Genomic DNA, 16,261 nt, shown 5'->3' with positions numbered 1-16,261 from the left:
GCCGGCACCGCCGGTCGCGAACAGCGTGGTCTTGGCCTCGAGGATGTAGACCTCGCCGGTTTCCATTTCCAGCGCGGTCACGCCCAGCACGTCGCCATCCTGGTCGCGGATCAGGTCCAGCGCCATCCATTCGACGAAGAAGTGGGTCTTGGCGCGCACGTTGCGCTGATACAGCGTGTGCAGCAGCGCGTGGCCGGTACGGTCGGCCGCGGCGCAGGCGCGCTGCACCGGCTTTTCACCGTAGTTGGCGGTGTGGCCGCCGAACGGGCGCTGGTAGATGGTGCCGTCGGGGTTGCGGTCGAACGGCATGCCGAAGTGCTCGAGCTCGTACACGACCTTCGGCGCTTCCCGGCACATGAACTCGATGGCGTCCTGGTCGCCCAGCCAGTCCGAGCCCTTGATGGTGTCGTAGAAGTGGTAGTGCCAGTTGTCCTCGCTCATGTTGCCGAGCGAAGCACCAATGCCGCCCTGCGCCGCCACGGTGTGCGAGCGGGTCGGGAACACCTTGGACAGCACGGCCACGTTCAGGCCGGCTTCCGCGAGCTGGAGGGATGCGCGCATCCCGGCGCCGCCAGCACCGACGATGACCACGTCAAAGCGGCGACGCGGCAATCCAGTCTTGACTGCGACCATTTATTACACCCTCCAGAGAATCTGAGCAGCGTAGCCCGCGCAACCGACGAGCCACAGAATCGTAAGAACTTGCAGCACGAGGCGCACCGCCATCGGCTTCACATAGTCCATCCAGATGTCGCGCACGCCGATCCAGGCGTGATACAGCAGCGACAGGATGGTCAGGAACGTGATGATCTTCATCCACTGATTGGCGAAGAGCCCTGCCCACGCTTCGTACGAAGCGCCGTTCGACAGCAGGAAGGCAATGGCCAGGATCACGGTGAACACCACCATGATCACGGCCGTGACGCGTTGCGCGAGCCAGTCTTTCAGGCCGTAGTGGGCACCGACGACCAGACGCTTGGGACCGATATTGTTATTTGCCACCGTGATTCTCCTCAGAACAGGCCGAACAGCTTCAGGCCGAAAATCAGGGTAAGCAGCAGGCTGACAACCAGCACGCTGATGGCAGACTTGGCCGAAGCGGGCTTGGAGACACCGACGTGCACGTCCAGCAGCAGGAAGCGGATACCAGCGCAGAAATGATGCAGATAACCCCAGATCAGGGCCAGAACAACCAGCTTGACAAAGCCGCCGGACAACAGGGCCGAGAACTTTGCGAAGCTCAGTTCGGAGGTGATGCTCTGCTCAAACAGATACAGGACGAAGGGAAGGAGGAGAAACATCAAGGCACCGCTCACGCGATGCAGGATGGATACCTTGCCGGCCCAGGGCAACCGGTATTTCGCGATCTGCGAGATACCGATATTCCGGAACTCCGGCCTGGCTTGTTTGACGGCTTCAGCCATGCGAGACCCCATTAGCGGTAAACAAAGAAACGAAACTGCCATTGCCTGCATGCAGCGGGATGCATTGAGGCAAATCCACGAGATTTTAGCGCCTTTGTTGCGCGCTGCACCAATAATTTTCAGCTATCGCGCAACCACATGCGCCGCCCGACAATCGCACACCATGCCCATGGCCCGGCAATACCACGCAACGTCCACCAGTGCTGCGCAACAGCCCGCACCACTATCACAAAAGCCGCAATAATCGCAGCTGGCGCGGGGATCACGCCGGCTCCGTGACTCAGCTCAGGTCGTTCTGATAATAGTGTTTGGTCGTCACATACAACCCGCGGCGCACCTCAACGGGGCGATCGCCGTAGGTATAGGACACGCGCTCGACCGACAACAGCGGCGAGCCCACCGGCACGGACAGCAACTCGGCCGCCGTCACGTCGGCGGACACGGCGCGGATCTTTTCCGAGGCGCGGATCATGCGCGTACCGAACTCGGCCTCGAACAATGCATACATGGGCCCCTTCCACTCCGTCAGCTTCTCCGCGGTGAGGCCTTTGAAGTTGGCGCCCAGCAGCCAGATCTCATCGAGCACGGTCGACTCGCCGGAGAAAGTGAGCACGCGGCGGATCTGCACCACGCTGTCGCCGGTGCGGATATCGAGCAGCCGCGCGATCTCGGCGGGCGCGCGCAGGCGCTTGCACTCCAGCACATGGCTGGCGCCGTAATGGGGCTCGCCTTCGTCGGGGACGAGGCGCAGGAAACGGAACTTGACCACGTCCTCATGGTGCGTGGTCACGAAGGTGCCCTTGCCCTGCCGGCGTGCCACCAGGTTTTCTGCGGCGAGTTCGTCGATGGCCTTGCGCACCGTGCCCTGGCTCACCTTGTAGCGTGCCGCCAGCTCCATTTCGCTGGGGATCATCTCGCCCGGCTTCCACTCGCCCGACTGCAGGCTGCGCATGATGAGCGCCTTGATCTGCTGGTACAGGGGACTGAAGGTGGGCGACGGGGCGGCCTGCGGGCCCGGCTGGGCGGCGGCCTGGGGCGCAGGGGATGCCGACGGAGTGGACGAGGTCGACGAAGGCGGCTGCGTCCCGGCGCCGGAGGTAGCCGCGCCAGAGTCCTGCGCGCCGGGGACGGCAGCGCCGGAGAGGGACGTAGACAGGGAGGACATAGGCGGGATTTCACCACAAAAGGGCGGCGGGCGCCAGCCTGACGTTAATTGTCTTATGTCTTATATAAGACATATGAATTGACAGCCAGTGGGGCCGGACCTACACTCGCGCTGTTCCACGCCCGCGAATGCCGAATGCCATGCTCGTGCCGCCGAAGGATGCCTGACCCGGCACTCTCCCCCGCGGTCCGGACTGGAAATCGGTCTGGAAATGGCGGCTCGCTTCGCAGTAGACTTACGCTTCGTTGCATCACCATGACCCGTTGTGGCTCCCCTTACCGGTTCCGCCCCGTGGCCCCGCCACCTGGTTCCGGGCGGACGGCCGCTCCCGCTGTGGCGACAACCAGCAACCGGCGTGCACGCCGCCTTGAGTTGGCGACGGCGTGCCGCCGACCGGTTACCCCCTTCTATCGTTTGGAGATTTACTCATGGCTAAAGCCCCAATGCGCGTCGCAGTGACCGGCGCCGCTGGCCAGATCGGCTATTCCCTGCTGTTCCGCATCGCCAACGGCGACATGCTGGGCAAAGACCAGCCGGTCATCCTCCAACTGCTCGACCTCCCGCAAGCCCAGGCCGCCGTCAAGGGCGTGGTGATGGAACTGGAAGACTGCGCCTTCCCGCTGCTGGCCGGCGTGGTCATCACCGATGATCCCAAGGTTGCCTTCAAGGATGCCGACGTGGCCCTGCTGGTTGGCGCCCGTCCGCGCAGCAAGGGCATGGAGCGCAAGGACCTGCTCGAAGCCAACGCCCAGATCTTCACGGTGCAGGGCAAGGCGCTGGACGAAGTCGCCAGCCGCAATGTCAAGGTGCTGGTGGTCGGCAACCCGGCCAACACCAACGCCTACATCGCCATGAAGTCGGCACCGAGCCTGCCGCGCGAGAACTTCACCGCCATGCTGCGCCTGGACCACAACCGTGCCCTGTCGCAGATCGCCGCCAAGACCGGCAAGCCGGTGTCGTCGATCGAGAAGATGTTCGTGTGGGGCAACCACAGCCCGACCATGTACGCCGACTACCGTTACGCCACGGTCGACGGCAAGAGCGTCAAGGACATGATCAACGACCCGGTGTGGAACAACGACGTGTTCCTGCCGACCGTCGGCAAGCGCGGTGCCGCCATCATCGAAGCGCGTGGCCTGTCGTCGGCCGCCTCGGCCGCCAACGCTGCCATCGACCACGTGCATGACTGGGTGCTGGGCACCAACGGCAAGGTCGTCACCATGGGCATCCCGTCGAACGGCGAATACGGCATCCCTGCCGACACCATGTTCGGCTACCCCGTGACCTGCGCCAATGGCAAGTACGAAATCGTCAAGGGCCTGGAGATCGACGCCTACAGCCAGGAAAAGATCAACATCACCCTGAACGAACTGGAAGAAGAAAAGGCCGGCGTGCAGCATCTGCTGGGCTGATCTTCAGCGCGTTCCAGGAAAGACCGGGGTTCCGCAACGATTCAAAAAATCGGCGCGGAACCCCGGTTTTTTTCATATTGGGGCGCTATGATGTGCCTCCCGTCCAACCCCAACCCACCTGAATTCCCGTGCATCCATCCGAGGTCTTGTTCCAGGGCGAAGCCATCCCGGTCCAGTTGCCGGTGTGTGACCACTATGCGGGCAGCGAAAAGCTGATGCGCAAGTCGCTTGCCCTGCAGCAAGAGCTTGGGCCGGTCTTCGACATCACCTTCGACTGCGAGGACGGCGCCGCAGTAGGCCAGGAGCGCGAGCACGCCGAGTTGTGCGCGCAACTGGTCAACAGCACGCTGAACGCGCACAACCGCGTCGGCGTGCGCATCCATGATCCCGCCCACCCCAGCTGGCGCCAGGATGTCGATGTGCTGGTGCGCGCCGCCGGCGCTCGGCTGGCCTACGTGGTCGTGCCCAAGGTGACGGACGTGGTCGAGGTCGCGCGCGTGACCGACCATGTCAACCAGGTGGCGCGCAACGCCGGCATCGCCCGCCATATCCCGATTCATGTGCTGATCGAGACACACGCCGCGCTCGAGCAGGCGTTCGATATCGCCGCGCTGGTGCAGGTGGAATGCCTGAGCTTCGGCCTGATGGACTTCGTGTCGGCGCACCACGGCGCGATTCCCGGCGACGCCATGCGCTCGCCGCAGCAGTTCGAGCATCCGCTGATCCGCCGCGCCATGCTGGAGATCTCCGCCGCCTGCCATCGCCACGGCAAGGTGCCGTCGCACAACGTCAGCACCGATGTGCAGACGCCGCAGCGGGCCGGTGACGATGCACTGCGCGCGCGCGCCGAGTTCGGCTATCTGCGCAAGTGGAGCATCCATCCAGGCCAGATCGCGCCAATCGTCACCGCCTTCCGGCCGGGTGCGGAAGAAATCGGCGCCGCCAGCCAGATCTTGCTGGCGGCCCACGAGAACAACTGGGCGCCGATTCGCCATGACGGCCAGTTGCACGACCGCGCCAGCTACCGCTATTACTGGTCGCTGCTGCAGCGCGCCCAGGCCACCGGCACGCCGCTGCCGGACAACGTGGAAGCGCTGTTCTTCGCCTGACACCGCCACAACAACAAGCCACGGACGCGACCGAAGGAGACCCGGATGTCCGCTTCGAAGACCGCAGCACGGGCCGCCACGACGGCGCCCGCGGCACCGAAAGTCAAAAAATCCGTCGCCCTGTCCGGCGTCACCGCGGGAAACACCGCGCTGTGCACGGTCGGCCGCACCGGCAACGACCTGCACTACCGCGGCTATGACATCCTCGATGTCGCCGACGCCTGCGAATTCGAAGAAATCGCCCACCTGCTGGTGCATGGCAAGCTGCCCAACAAGGCTGAACTGGCCGCCTACAAGGCCAGGCTGAAGGCCCTGCGCGCCCTGCCCGCCAACGTCAAGCTGGCACTGGAATGGGTCCCGGCCAGCGCCCACCCGATGGACGTGATGCGCACCGGCGTGTCGGTGCTGGGCACCGTGCTGCCGGAGAAGGAAAACCACAACACCCCGGGCGCGCGCGACATCGCCGACCGCCTGATGGCCAGCCTGGGCTCGATGCTGCTGTACTGGTACCACTACAGCCACAACGGCAAGCGCATCGAGGTCGAGACCGACGACGATTCGATCGGCGCCCACTTCCTGCACCTGCTGCACGGCGAGAAGCCGTCGGCGCTGTGGGAGCGTGCCATGCACACCTCGATGATCCTGTACGCGGAGCACGAGTTCAATGCATCGACCTTCACCGGCCGCGTGATCGCCGGCACGGGCTCGGACATGTACTCGGCCATCTGCGGCGCGATCGGCGCGCTGCGCGGCCCCAAGCACGGCGGCGCCAACGAAGTGGCCTTCGAGATCCAGCAGCGCTATGACAGCCCGGATGAGGCGCAGGCCGACATCACCCGCCGCGTCGAGAACAAGGAAGTGGTGATCGGCTTCGGTCACCCGGTGTACACCATTGCCGATCCGCGCAACCAGGTGATCAAGGAAACCGCCCGCAAGCTGTCGAAGGACGCCGGCTCGATGAAGATGTTCGACATCGCCGAGCGCCTGGAGACGGTGATGTGGGACATCAAGAAGATGTTCCCGAACCTGGACTGGTTCAGCGCGGTGAGCTACCACATGATGGGCGTGCCGACGGCGATGTTCACGCCGCTGTTCGTGATCGCGCGTACGTCCGGCTGGGCCGCGCACATCATCGAGCAACGCATCGACAACAAGATCATCCGTCCCAGCGCCAACTACGTGGGCCCCGAAAACCTCAAATTCGCGCCGATCGGCAAGCGTAAGTGAACCCGGACTAACCGGACACCCCGATTATGTAACCAAAGGCCAGCGCACTTCGCGGGCTCAGGCAAATCGTAGAGAATAGCGGCGGACTTTCATCTCAGGCGCCGCGCAATGTGACGGCGGCGAACGACAAACAGACCAGATTTCAGAATCCGAAAGGCACTCACAAAATGAAACATCTCGTACTTGCCGCCTGCATCGGCGCGTTCAGCCTGACCACCGCCACCGCCGTGATGGCGCAAGAGCCGGCCAAGAAGACCACGACCACCAAGAAGAAGTCCTCGACCAAGAAGAAGGCGGCAGCGGGCACCGCCGCCGCTGCCGGCGCCGCCGCAGCCGTCACCCCGACCGGTGAAAAGTGGCAGTGCGAGCTGGGCAACAGCATCTATATCTCGGGCGACATGCTGCGCGACGAAATCCTGACCGTGCACTGGCAAGGCCGCGACTACAAGCTGCCGCGCCAGGCTACCGTGACCGGCGCCGACCGCTACTACGACGCCCGCACCGGCCTGGACCTGGTGGTGATCCCGAGCAAGGCCATGCTGTTCAACAAGAACCTGGGCCAGCGCCTGGCCGACGACTGCCAGAGCGCCGCCATGCAAGCCGGCGCCGCGGCCCCGACCCAGGCTGGCGGCCTGCGCGCCCCGGTCGGCGCGCCGTTGCTGGCCACGCCCCCGGGCGGCCCGACGGTCCAGCCGCAGCAGGCGCAGCAGGCGCAGCAGCCTGACGCGACCCAGCAGTCCGCGGCACCGAAGCAGTAAATCCCCGCAGGGTGCCGGCGGCCGCCTGAATTCCGGCCGCCGGCACCCTTTTGCCTTGCAGGCGGGGCAATCCCGCCAGGGGGCGCTGTCGCGCCGCGGGAAGGCATGGCCGGGGTCCGGCCGATCGAGACCGGGTGGCGGCAAAGCCCCGCGGCGGTTAGAGTATGCAGTTGCAGTGCGCTGCCGACCTCGGACCGCGGTCACATGCCGCGGCAGCGCACCGGGGGTCTGAATCCAGTTTCAGAGGTCCGAGCCAAATGCCATCGCATCATCCTTCGATCGGAGTACGGCAATGCCCCATAACCTCAAGAACACGCTAAAAGAATTCAAGATCGGCGCTTCCGGCAAGGGCCAGTTCTATTCCCTGCCGCAACTGGCGCAAGAACTGGACCTGGACATCGGGCGCCTGCCGGTATCGATCCGCGTCGTGCTGGAAGCCGTGCTGCGCAACTGCGACGGCAAGAAAGTTACCGAAGAACACGTCAGGCAGCTCGCTGGCTGGGAGCCGAATGCCGAGCGTGTCGACGAGATCCCGTTCGTCGTGGCCCGCGTGGTGCTGCAGGACTTCACCGGCGTGCCGCTGCTGGCCGACCTTGCCGCGATGCGCAATGTGGCCGAGAAGATGGGCCAGGATCCCAAGAAGATCGAGCCGCTGGTGCCGGTCGACCTGGTGGTCGACCACTCGGTGCAGGTCGACCATTTCCGCGAAAAGAAGGCGCTGGACCTGAACATGCAGCTGGAATTCCAGCGCAACAACGAGCGCTACCAGTTCATGAAATGGGGCATGCAGGCGTTCGACACCTTTGGCGTGGTGCAGCCGGGCTTCGGCATCGTGCACCAGGTCAACCTGGAGTACCTGGCGCGCGGCGTGCACAAGAAGGATGGGGTCTACTACCCTGACACGCTGGTCGGCACCGACTCGCACACCACCATGATCAACGGTATTGGCGTGGTCGGCTGGGGCGTCGGCGGCATCGAGGCCGAGGCCGGCATGCTGGGCCAGCCGGTGTACTTCCTGACGCCGGACGTGGTCGGCGTGGAGCTGACCGGCCGCCTGCGCGAAGGCGTCACGGCCACCGACCTGGTGCTGACCATCACGGAAATGCTGCGCAAGGAGAAGGTGGTCGGCAAGTTCGTCGAGTTCTTCGGCGAAGGCACGGCCAGCCTGTCGGTGCCGGATCGCGCCACCATCGGCAACATGGCACCGGAATACGGTGCCACCATGGGCTTCTTCCCGGTCGACGAGAAAACCATCGATTACTTCCGCGGCACCGGCCGCACCGACGAGGAAATCGACGCCTTTGAAGGCTACTTCCGCGCCCAGCAGATGTTCGGCATTCCCCAGGCCGGCGACATTGACTTCAGCAAGACGCTGAAGCTGGACCTGTCCACCGTGGCGCCGTCGCTGGCGGGGCCGAAGCGCCCGCAGGACCGCATCGAGATCGGCAACGTCAAGAGCACCTTCGCATCGCTGTTCAGCAAGCCGGTGGCCGAGAACGGCTTCAACAAGGATCCGGCCGAGCTGAACCAGCCTTACCGCACCAGCAACGGCATTGAAGTGAAGAACGGCGACGTGCTGATCGCCGCGATCACCTCGTGCACCAACACCTCCAACCCGAGCGTGCTGCTGGCGGCCGGCCTGCTGGCCAGGAAGGCGGTGGAAGCCGGGCTGGAAGTGGCGCCGCACATCAAGACCTCGCTGGCGCCGGGCAGCCGCGTGGTCACCGAATACCTGAAGGCCGCAGGCCTGCTTCCGTACCTGGAAAAGCTGGGCTTCGGCGTAACCGCCTACGGCTGCACCACGTGCATCGGCAATGCCGGCGACCTGACGCCCGAGCTGAACGAGGCGATCGTCCAGAACGACCTGGTGGCGGCCGCGGTGCTGTCTGGCAACCGCAACTTCGAGGCGCGCATCCACCCGAACATCCGCGCCAACTTCCTGGCTTCGCCGCCGCTGGTGGTGGCTTACGCCATCGCCGGCAATGTCACGCGCGACCTGATGACCGAGCCTGTCGGCAAGGGCAAGGGCGGCCGCGACATCTGGCTGGGCGACATCTGGCCGACCTCGGAGGAAATCCATGCGCTGATGAAGTTCGCGATGGACGCCAAGACCTTCAAGGGCAACTACGAACAGGTCAAGAAGCCAAGCAAGCTGTGGGGCGCGATCCAGGGCACCAAGGGCCAGGTCTACGACTGGCCCAGGTCGACCTACATCGCCGAGCCGCCCTTCTTCCAGGATTTCAGCATGGAGCCGTCGGGTGCCTCGGCCAGCGTGCGCGGCGCGCGCGCGCTGGGCATTTTCGGCGATTCGGTGACCACCGACCATATCTCGCCAGCCGGCTCGATCAAGGACACCTCCCCCGCGGGCAAGTACCTGCAGGAGCATGGCGTGCTCAAGGCCGACTTCAACAGCTACGGCTCGCGCCGCGGCAACCATGAGGTGATGATGCGCGGCACTTTCGCCAACGTGCGCATCAAGAACCTGATGATCCCGCCCAAGCCGGACGGCGCGCGCGTGGAAGGCGGCATCACCATCCACCAGCCTACCGGCGAGCAGATGTCGATCTACGACGCGGCCATGAAGTACATTGCCGAGGGCACGCCCACAGTTGTGTTCGGCGGCGAGGAATACGGCACCGGCTCGTCGCGCGACTGGGCGGCCAAGGGCACGCAGCTGCTGGGCGTGAAGGCCGTGGTGGCGCGCAGCTTCGAGCGCATCCACCGCTCCAACCTGGTCGGCATGGGCGTGCTGCCGCTGCAGTTCAAGGGCAGCGACAGTGCGCAGACGCTCGGCATCACCGGCAACGAGACCTTCGACATCGAAGGCCCGGGCCTGGACAACCCGGGCGACCTCAAGCCGCAGCAGGACCTGGTGCTGGTGATCAAGCGCGCGAATGGCGACGTGCAGCGCGTGCCGGTGCTGCTGCGCATCGACACGCCGATCGAGGTCGACTACTACAACCACGGCGGCATCCTGCCCTTCGTGCTGCGCCAGCTGCTGGCCGCCTGACGCCCGCGGGTTGCACAAGCAAACGCCGCCTGCCGGGTCCCGCATCGGGGACGCGCCAGACGGCGTTTGCCAGGGTGCATAGTGTGGTCTCTGGATCACGCACAAGCGTGTAAGTTCCACGCAAGGCAGTGCTGCCACACTGAGTCCCAAAGAACAGCGGTCGCAATGACCCGGAAGCGGAACCCACCCGCTTCAGACAGACACTGGAGACAACATGGCAAAGATCATCATCGCTTTCATCGTCGTTGCCGGCGCGGCGCTCTATCTTCTGACCAAGGGTGGCAGCGATGTGTCGATTTCCGGCGAGCAGCACGGTGTCGAAACCCACGCACCGGCCGCTCCGGCAGCCAGCGAACAGAAATAAAATCGATTCTTCTACCTTGCCAAGGGCAATAGCACGCCGCAATCGTGCGGCCGCTTGTCAACGCAACGAGTAGAATACCGTTTTACGCATAAACGGACGGTTTCTTTCTATGGCAGGTTTTCGCCCCAAGGCTTCCCCACGTCTTTCGCCCGACGCCGAGCGGTTGGTGGCCGATGCGCTCGCCCTCGACGCATCGGGCAGCCGCATGGAGGATGGCTACTGGGAACGGCGACTCTCGCAGCGCCTGGGCCGCCTGTTGAAGAACGGTAGCCAGACCGCGCTGGACGCGGCGCTGGAACATCTGTTCAAGCACAACGCCGACGCCTCCGACGTGCTGGCCGAGCAGGCCGAGACGCTGGCCGAATCGGCCACCATCGAGGTCGATGGCCAGCGCTACGACGCGCTGCTGATCGCTGCGCCGATCCTGGCGCACACGCGTTACGCCATCCCTTCGGGCACACTCAAGCCGGAACTGGCGCAGACGCTGGCCGTGCACTTGCAGGCACATGTGCTCGCTTCCGGCACCAAGGTGGCGCTGTCGCCGTACTTGTACAGCATCGACCAGCTGCCGCGCACGCACAGCGACACCTTTGCCCTGACGCACAAGCTGGCCGCGGCCGCGCTGGCCGGATCGGTGCCCAAGGTCGACCTGCGCGACCTGCCCGAAACCGCGCCGATCCTGGCCGACCCGCGCTACCTGCTGGCCGTGGTGGTGGCCCCGCACGAGCAGGCGCTGTTCCGCTGGCAGGAAGACGCCAAGGAGCACCATGCCGAGCGCTCAACGTGCCTGGAGCAATGGCGCAGCCAGGTCCAGCCGTCGGTGGCGCTGCTGCTGCCGGGCTGCGAGTTCGAGCTGCTGCTGCCCGACGCCTTCTTCCTGTCGTGCCGCGAATCCGACAAGAGCATCCGCCCGCTGACCGTGCGCGCCGCCGTCAACTACCTGGCCGGCACGCTGGATATCTCCGCAGGCCAGCTGGCCGCGGTGGTGGCCGCGTTCGGCGAGGAGGTGGTCGAGGAATACCGCGTTGGCTTCACCATGCGCGGCGAAAAGGATGTGATCTACGGGATCGTCTGGCCGGTGTATGGCCGCGAAGCCGGCGAAGTCGATGCCGACGAGAAGGGCAATCCGCTCGAGCAGATCTGCGAAGAACTGCGCAATGCCGGCGTCGAAGATATCTTCCGCCACGCGGCGCTGTTCGATCCGGAATACTGCGAGGATTGCGGTACGCCGCTGTATGCCGACCGCAATGGCGAGATCGTGCATGCGGAATTGCCGGAAGACGCGCCGACGCAGCAGCCGCTGTTCCACTGAGTTCCTGCAGGCCAAGCGAGCAAACGGCCCACATCGTGGGCCGTTTTTGTTTGCTGGCTGTCTTCAGGCGCCGCGTTGGCTGACGCAGCGCCAGAGTCCATGCCCCGAAGCCGCGTACTTGCGCTCGAACGGCGTCATCGCCTGCGCCGGCTGCCAGGGCTCGATCACTTGCGCCGGGCGCCCGACCAGCGCCAGCGCCTGTGCGAACTCGTCGATATAGACCTTCCAGTTACTGCGGCATTCAAGGTAATCGCCGCACGCCGCCAGCGCCGGGAACACCGCATGGCCCTGCCAGCGCCGCCCCAGGTGGCCGATCTTCGGCCACGGGTTCGGGTACAGCACATAGTGGCGCGCCACCGGTACCGCGTCGGCCTGGAGCATGCGCCAGACATCGACCAGGTCGGCCCGCGCCCAGCAGAAATTGGCCGGCATCGGTGCCTCGCCCCACCAGTCCTTGCCAGCGGCCAGGCGCTTTTCGGACTGGTCGACGCCGATCACGTAGTGGTCCGGAAACGACGTCGCCAGGCGCAGCGTGCTTTCGCCCACGCCACAGCCGGCATCCAGGATCAGCGGCGCGCCGCCGGCCTGCCGCCAGTTGTCGAGCGCTGCGCTCAGTGCGCGGCGGCTGGCTTCACCAATAGGCTTGCGGAACGGCTCGGCAAGGTGGCGCGAGACACGCGCGGCCAGGTGTTCGTGGACATCGGACTGCGCCGAGACAATGGTGCGGGAATTGGCAAACATGGCCTCCATTCTACCGGCGCCGCACCCCGCAGCTTTGCATCGGACGCTGCAACCATGCCACTTTAGCGGCACAATGCGGGACAAACCGCCTGAGAACCTGTCCGCGCGCCGGACCCGTACGAGGAGCCAGTCCCATGCCATCGACAACCGCCACGTCCCGCCCGCCCGCCCGCCGTGCCCTGTTCCACGCCGCCGCCGCGCTGATGCTGGGCAGTGCCGCCTTAGCGCTGATGCCCGCCGGCGCCGCCCACGCCGAAGACCTGCGCATCGGACTGGCCGCCGACGTCACCTCGATGGACCCGCACTGGAACAACTCCGGCCCCAACAACGCGATCGCGCTGCATGTCTTCGAATCGCTGGTGTTCATGGACAAGAACGCCCGCTATATCCCCGGCCTGGCGCTGTCGTGGAAGCCGGTCAATGCCATTACCTGGGAAATCAAGCTGCGCCCCAACGTGAAGTGGCACGACGGCTCGCCCTTCACCAGCGAAGACGTCAAGGCCTCGCTGGAGCGCCCGGACAAGCTGACCAACAGCCCCGGCTCGTTCACCAGTTACACCAAGCCGATCGCCCGCATCGACACGCCCGATCCGCTGACGGTGCGCCTGACCATGAGCGTGCCCAATTACGCCAACCTGGCCAACGACCTGAACAGCGTGCCGATCATGCCGAAGAAGGTCGCCGCCACGCTGACGCAGGCCGATTTCGACTCGGGCAAGGCCATGATCGGCACCGGGCCGTTCAGGTTCGTGCGCTTCGCGCGCGGCCAGGAAATCGTGATGGAGCGCAATCCCAACTACTGGGGACCCAAGCCGGAGTGGGACCGTGCCGTGTTCCGCATCATCACCGACAACGGCGCGCGCAGCGCGGCGCTGCTGGCAGGCGACGTCGACGTGATCGAGAGCGTGCCGTCGGCCGACGTGGCCAAGCTCAAACAGAACCCGAAGTTCAAGGTCGAGCAGCAGGTGTCGTGGCGCACCATCTTCTGGCAAATGGACCAGTCGCGTGACAATCCGCCCTTCGTCACCGACAAGGCCGGCAAGCCGCTGGGCAAGAACCCGTTCAAGGATGCGCGCGTGCGTGCCGCGATCAGCAAGTCGCTGAACCGCGACGCCATCGTCAACCGCATCATGGAGGGGCTGGCGGTGCCGGCGTCGTCGATCGTGTCGCCGCAGATCTTCGGGCATCCGGGCACCAAGCCCGAAGCCTATGACCCGGAAGGCGCCAAGAAGCTGCTGGCCGCCGCGGGCTACCCGGACGGCTTCGGGCTGACGCTGCACGCCACCAACAACCGCTACCTGAACGACGCCGCGGTGGCGCAGGCCACCGCCAGCATGCTGACTCGCATCGGCATCCAGACCAAGGTCGAGACCATGCCGGTGGCGGCCTACTTCACGCGCGCGCGGCAGGGTGACTTTGCCTTCCAGATGCTGGGATGGGGATCGGCGGCGGCAGATGTGGCGCTGCGCTCGATCACGGGCACGCCCAATCCCAAGACGGGGTACGGCACCTGGAACTGGGGCAAGTACAGCAACCCGCAGCTGGACCAGCTGATCGAGAAATCGCTGACCACCGTTTCCAGCGAGAAAGCGCGGGAGGAAAACGCGCGCACGGCGGCGAAGTTTGCGCTGGCCGACCACGCGATCGTTCCCTCGCACAGCCAGCTGGCGATGTGGGCGATGAAGAAGGGACTGAAGTATGAGGCGCGGACGGACGAATGGTCGTTAGCGCAGTTTTTCCACAAGGAATAGCGCTGCCGGCACGAGTACGCCTGCAGTACGCGCCTCCCTCCCTCCCGCCGCGGGAGAGAGGCGCCAACTTAGATTAGATCTTCAACCGCTCTTCCTGCCGCGCGTTGGCCGCGCGCAGCTTCTGCACCCAGTCCCGCGCCGGCAGCCCCGTGGTGTTCTCGACCACGTCGGCGCGCGCTTCCAGCACTTCCCACGCCACATCGATCTCCGGGCCATTGAACGCCATCGCAATGATGTTGCCGTCATGCACCTCCGGGAACACCAGCACGCGGTTATCGAAGGCTTCGCAAATGCGCTCGATATTCTTCGGGAAGCTGTCGTGGTCGCCGAACAGGTTGATGGTCATCACGCCAGGTGCCTTCAGCGTGCGGCGGCAGGCGCGGTAGAACGCGGTGGTGTCGAGCACCGGGCCGCGCGCGGTGGCGTCGTACAGGTCCACCTGCAGCACGTCGATGGCGTCGGCGTGGGTGCCGTCCATGACGTAGTCCCACGCGTCCTGCTCGCGCACGGTCAGGCGCGAGTCGTCCTGGCGCAGGCCGAACATGCTGCGCCCGGCGACGATCACCGCCGGGTTCAGCTCGACCGCGGTCACGCGCGCGCGGCTGAACTGGCGGTGGCAGAACTTGGTCAGCGCCGCAGCCCCGAGGCCGAGCTGCACCACGTGGAACTCATCCACCGAAGGCGACAGGAACAGCAGCCACGCCATCATCTGCTGCGCATATTCCAGCTCGATCGCATCCGGCTTGCGCAGGCGCATCGCGCCCTGCACCCACTCCGTGCCGAAATGCAGGTAGCGCACGCCGTCCAGCTCCGAGAAGGTCACCGGCGCGAAGCGCGGCGTCATGCGCTTTTCTTCGCGAGCCGCGCGAGAGCCTGGCGCCTGGCCGCGGTTGCGGTTGCCACGTGCCGGACGGCGCGATGCCACGGCTTCAATCGATTTGCGTTTCAGTAGGGTCATATTGTCGAGAAATACACGGCGGCCATACAAGGCCGCAATACACTGCCACGGGTGTGCGCCTTACTTGCCCAGCGCCGCCTGCGCGCGCTGCAGCCATTCGCGGTTGTGTTCGCGGGCATGGCGCGGCCAGTGGCGGGCGTCGTGGACGATTTCGGCATAGAGCTCGCGCGCGCGTTCGCGATCGGCGGCTTCGGGCTGCGTTGCCAGCCAGTCGGCGTACAGGCAGCGCGGCGCGACATCGCTGGCACTGGTCAGTGCCTGCTCGAACGCGGCGCGCGTGCCGGGCGCGCCGGTGGCAGCCAGCGCGCGAGCATACAGCAAGGCGGGGCCGGGCTGCTGGCGCGCATGCGGGCTGGCGGCAAACAGCTTTTCCAGCGTCGCCAGTGCGGCGGCCGCGTCGCCGGTGGCGAACTGCGCCTGGGCCAGCCCCAGCAGCAGCGCCGGATCGGACGCGAACGGGCCGTTGGCCGCGGCCTGGTAGTGCTGTAGCGCCTCGGCCGGCTCGCCGGCTTCGAGCAGAGCGGCGCCCAGGCGCATGCGGTGCGCCACGGTCGGGGCACGGTCGAAGTCGGTGCGGGCCTCGCGCACCGCGCGGTTGGGGTCCACCAGCTGCGAGATGGCGCGCGTGGCCGCGCGCGCGCCGCGCGACTGGCGCAGCTCGGGCAGGAAGATGGCGAAGAAGTAGACCAGGCTGCCCAGCCCCGGGAACAGGAACAGGATCAGCAGCCAGTACATGTTCTGGTGCGTGCGCACCGCATGCACGGCGAAGAACAACGCAACGATGATATGGATGCTGATACCGAAGATACGCATGGACAAGTCACCCTATGGGGATGGAGTCATCAGTGGAGCAAGGGCCGGCGCCGCAGCGCTGGACGCCGGCATTTTGACAGAAAGGCGGCGGCGCGATTCCCCTGCTTTAGAACCCATTTCACAATGAAGGAGGGGCGCGAAGGCTGCTGCCGGGCCGCAGGGCTAGGCGTGGCCGACGCCGCGTGGTCATTCCACGCTAGGAGGCCACAACAACGCC

Annotated in this window: 15 protein-coding genes; 8 read left to right on the top strand and 7 right to left on the bottom strand. The window is 65.5% G+C overall.

What is annotated here, in order from left to right:
• The 4 genes from K309_RS0126555 to K309_RS0126540 form a co-directional block, all read right to left on the bottom strand.
• Positions 1 to 633: FAD-dependent oxidoreductase (locus K309_RS0126555; protein WP_029049203.1), on the bottom strand; the 633-nt coding region annotated here is incomplete at its 3' end.
• Positions 634 to 636: 3 nt separating this feature from the next.
• Positions 637 to 1,002 carry a succinate dehydrogenase, hydrophobic membrane anchor protein gene (sdhD, locus tag K309_RS0126550; protein WP_029049202.1) on the bottom strand — a complete coding sequence of 122 codons (366 nt, stop codon included), beginning with the start codon at positions 1,000 to 1,002 and terminating at the stop codon, positions 637 to 639.
• An 11-nt stretch (positions 1,003 to 1,013) separates the two neighbouring features.
• The gene (sdhC, locus tag K309_RS0126545) at positions 1,014 to 1,424 is read right to left on the bottom strand and encodes a succinate dehydrogenase, cytochrome b556 subunit (protein WP_012353373.1); all 411 of its coding nucleotides are present in this window, start codon (positions 1,422 to 1,424) and stop codon (positions 1,014 to 1,016) included.
• A gap of 280 nt (positions 1,425 to 1,704) precedes the next feature.
• Positions 1,705 to 2,589 carry a GntR family transcriptional regulator gene (locus K309_RS0126540; RefSeq protein ID WP_029049201.1) on the bottom strand — a complete coding sequence of 295 codons (885 nt, stop codon included), beginning with the start codon at positions 2,587 to 2,589 and terminating at the stop codon, positions 1,705 to 1,707.
• A 428-nt stretch (positions 2,590 to 3,017) separates the two neighbouring features.
• On the opposite strand from K309_RS0126540, the gene K309_RS0126535 reads away from it, so the two are divergent.
• From K309_RS0126535 to K309_RS0126505, 7 genes are all read left to right on the top strand, one after another.
• On the top strand, positions 3,018 to 4,001 hold the full coding sequence (locus K309_RS0126535; protein WP_029049200.1) for a malate dehydrogenase: 984 nt from the start codon (positions 3,018 to 3,020) through the stop codon (positions 3,999 to 4,001).
• Positions 4,002 to 4,129: 128 nt separating this feature from the next.
• The gene (locus tag K309_RS0126530; RefSeq protein WP_029049199.1) at positions 4,130 to 5,110 is read left to right on the top strand and encodes an HpcH/HpaI aldolase/citrate lyase family protein; all 981 of its coding nucleotides are present in this window, start codon (positions 4,130 to 4,132) and stop codon (positions 5,108 to 5,110) included.
• Between the two features lie 45 nt (positions 5,111 to 5,155).
• On the top strand, positions 5,156 to 6,337 hold the full coding sequence (gene prpC, locus K309_RS0126525) for a bifunctional 2-methylcitrate synthase/citrate synthase (RefSeq protein ID WP_029049198.1): 1,182 nt from the start codon (positions 5,156 to 5,158) through the stop codon (positions 6,335 to 6,337).
• A 167-nt stretch (positions 6,338 to 6,504) separates the two neighbouring features.
• Positions 6,505 to 7,095, top strand: a complete 591-nt coding sequence (locus tag K309_RS0126520) for a hypothetical protein (RefSeq protein ID WP_029049197.1) — start codon at positions 6,505 to 6,507, stop codon at positions 7,093 to 7,095.
• A gap of 292 nt (positions 7,096 to 7,387) precedes the next feature.
• On the top strand, positions 7,388 to 10,105 hold the full coding sequence (acnA, locus tag K309_RS0126515) for an aconitate hydratase AcnA (RefSeq protein ID WP_029049196.1): 2,718 nt from the start codon (positions 7,388 to 7,390) through the stop codon (positions 10,103 to 10,105).
• 214 nt (positions 10,106 to 10,319) lie between these two features.
• Positions 10,320 to 10,469, top strand: a complete 150-nt coding sequence (locus K309_RS42555) for a hypothetical protein (RefSeq protein WP_198030864.1) — start codon at positions 10,320 to 10,322, stop codon at positions 10,467 to 10,469.
• Positions 10,470 to 10,578: 109 nt separating this feature from the next.
• Positions 10,579 to 11,781: a DUF2863 family protein gene (locus K309_RS0126505; RefSeq protein WP_029049195.1), complete on the top strand. Its 1,203-nt coding sequence runs from the start codon at positions 10,579 to 10,581 to the stop codon at positions 11,779 to 11,781.
• Between the two features lie 63 nt (positions 11,782 to 11,844).
• On the opposite strand, the gene trmB is transcribed toward K309_RS0126505, so the two are convergent.
• Positions 11,845 to 12,531: a tRNA (guanine(46)-N(7))-methyltransferase TrmB gene (trmB, locus tag K309_RS0126500; protein WP_029049194.1), complete on the bottom strand. Its 687-nt coding sequence runs from the start codon at positions 12,529 to 12,531 to the stop codon at positions 11,845 to 11,847.
• 125 nt (positions 12,532 to 12,656) lie between these two features.
• Here trmB and K309_RS0126495 point away from each other — a divergent pair, with 125 nt between their 5' ends.
• Entirely contained in the window at positions 12,657 to 14,273 is a 1,617-nt protein-coding gene (locus K309_RS0126495) for an ABC transporter substrate-binding protein (protein ID WP_029049193.1), read from the top strand.
• A 73-nt stretch (positions 14,274 to 14,346) separates the two neighbouring features.
• On the opposite strand, the gene K309_RS0126490 is transcribed toward K309_RS0126495, so the two are convergent.
• Together K309_RS0126490 and K309_RS0126485 are read right to left on the bottom strand one after the other, a co-directional pair.
• Positions 14,347 to 15,231, bottom strand: coding sequence for a class I SAM-dependent methyltransferase (locus K309_RS0126490; RefSeq protein ID WP_029049192.1), 885 nt, complete (start codon positions 15,229 to 15,231; stop codon positions 14,347 to 14,349).
• Between the two features lie 60 nt (positions 15,232 to 15,291).
• Positions 15,292 to 16,044 carry a tetratricopeptide repeat protein gene (locus K309_RS0126485; protein WP_029049191.1) on the bottom strand — a complete coding sequence of 251 codons (753 nt, stop codon included), beginning with the start codon at positions 16,042 to 16,044 and terminating at the stop codon, positions 15,292 to 15,294.
• Between the last annotated feature and the right edge of the window lie 217 nt (positions 16,045 to 16,261).

Source organism: Cupriavidus phytohabitans, from assembly GCF_000426345.1.
GTDB lineage: Bacteria > Pseudomonadota > Gammaproteobacteria > Burkholderiales > Burkholderiaceae > Cupriavidus.
This window is presented reverse-complemented; position numbering and strand designations above follow the sequence as displayed.

Excerpts from the sequence above, each read along its gene's own strand:
- K309_RS42555 (WP_198030864.1), top strand. The coding sequence starts at position 10,320 with ATGGCAAAGATCATCATCGCTTTCATCGTCGTTGCCGGCGCGGCGCTC.
- K309_RS0126505 (WP_029049195.1), top strand. The coding sequence starts at position 10,579 with ATGGCAGGTTTTCGCCCCAAGGCTTCCCCACGTCTTTCGCCCGACGCC.
- K309_RS0126485 (WP_029049191.1), bottom strand. The coding sequence starts at position 16,044 with ATGCGTATCTTCGGTATCAGCATCCATATCATCGTTGCGTTGTTCTTC.
- sdhC (WP_012353373.1), bottom strand. The coding sequence starts at position 1,424 with ATGGCTGAAGCCGTCAAACAAGCCAGGCCGGAGTTCCGGAATATCGGT.
- acnA (WP_029049196.1), top strand. The coding sequence starts at position 7,388 with ATGCCCCATAACCTCAAGAACACGCTAAAAGAATTCAAGATCGGCGCT.
- K309_RS0126495 (WP_029049193.1), top strand. The coding sequence starts at position 12,657 with ATGCCATCGACAACCGCCACGTCCCGCCCGCCCGCCCGCCGTGCCCTG.
- K309_RS0126540 (WP_029049201.1), bottom strand. The coding sequence starts at position 2,589 with ATGTCCTCCCTGTCTACGTCCCTCTCCGGCGCTGCCGTCCCCGGCGCG.
- prpC (WP_029049198.1), top strand. The coding sequence starts at position 5,156 with ATGTCCGCTTCGAAGACCGCAGCACGGGCCGCCACGACGGCGCCCGCG.
- K309_RS0126535 (WP_029049200.1), top strand. The coding sequence starts at position 3,018 with ATGGCTAAAGCCCCAATGCGCGTCGCAGTGACCGGCGCCGCTGGCCAG.
- trmB (WP_029049194.1), bottom strand. The coding sequence starts at position 12,531 with ATGGAGGCCATGTTTGCCAATTCCCGCACCATTGTCTCGGCGCAGTCC.
- K309_RS0126490 (WP_029049192.1), bottom strand. The coding sequence starts at position 15,231 with ATGACCCTACTGAAACGCAAATCGATTGAAGCCGTGGCATCGCGCCGT.
- K309_RS0126520 (WP_029049197.1), top strand. The coding sequence starts at position 6,505 with ATGAAACATCTCGTACTTGCCGCCTGCATCGGCGCGTTCAGCCTGACC.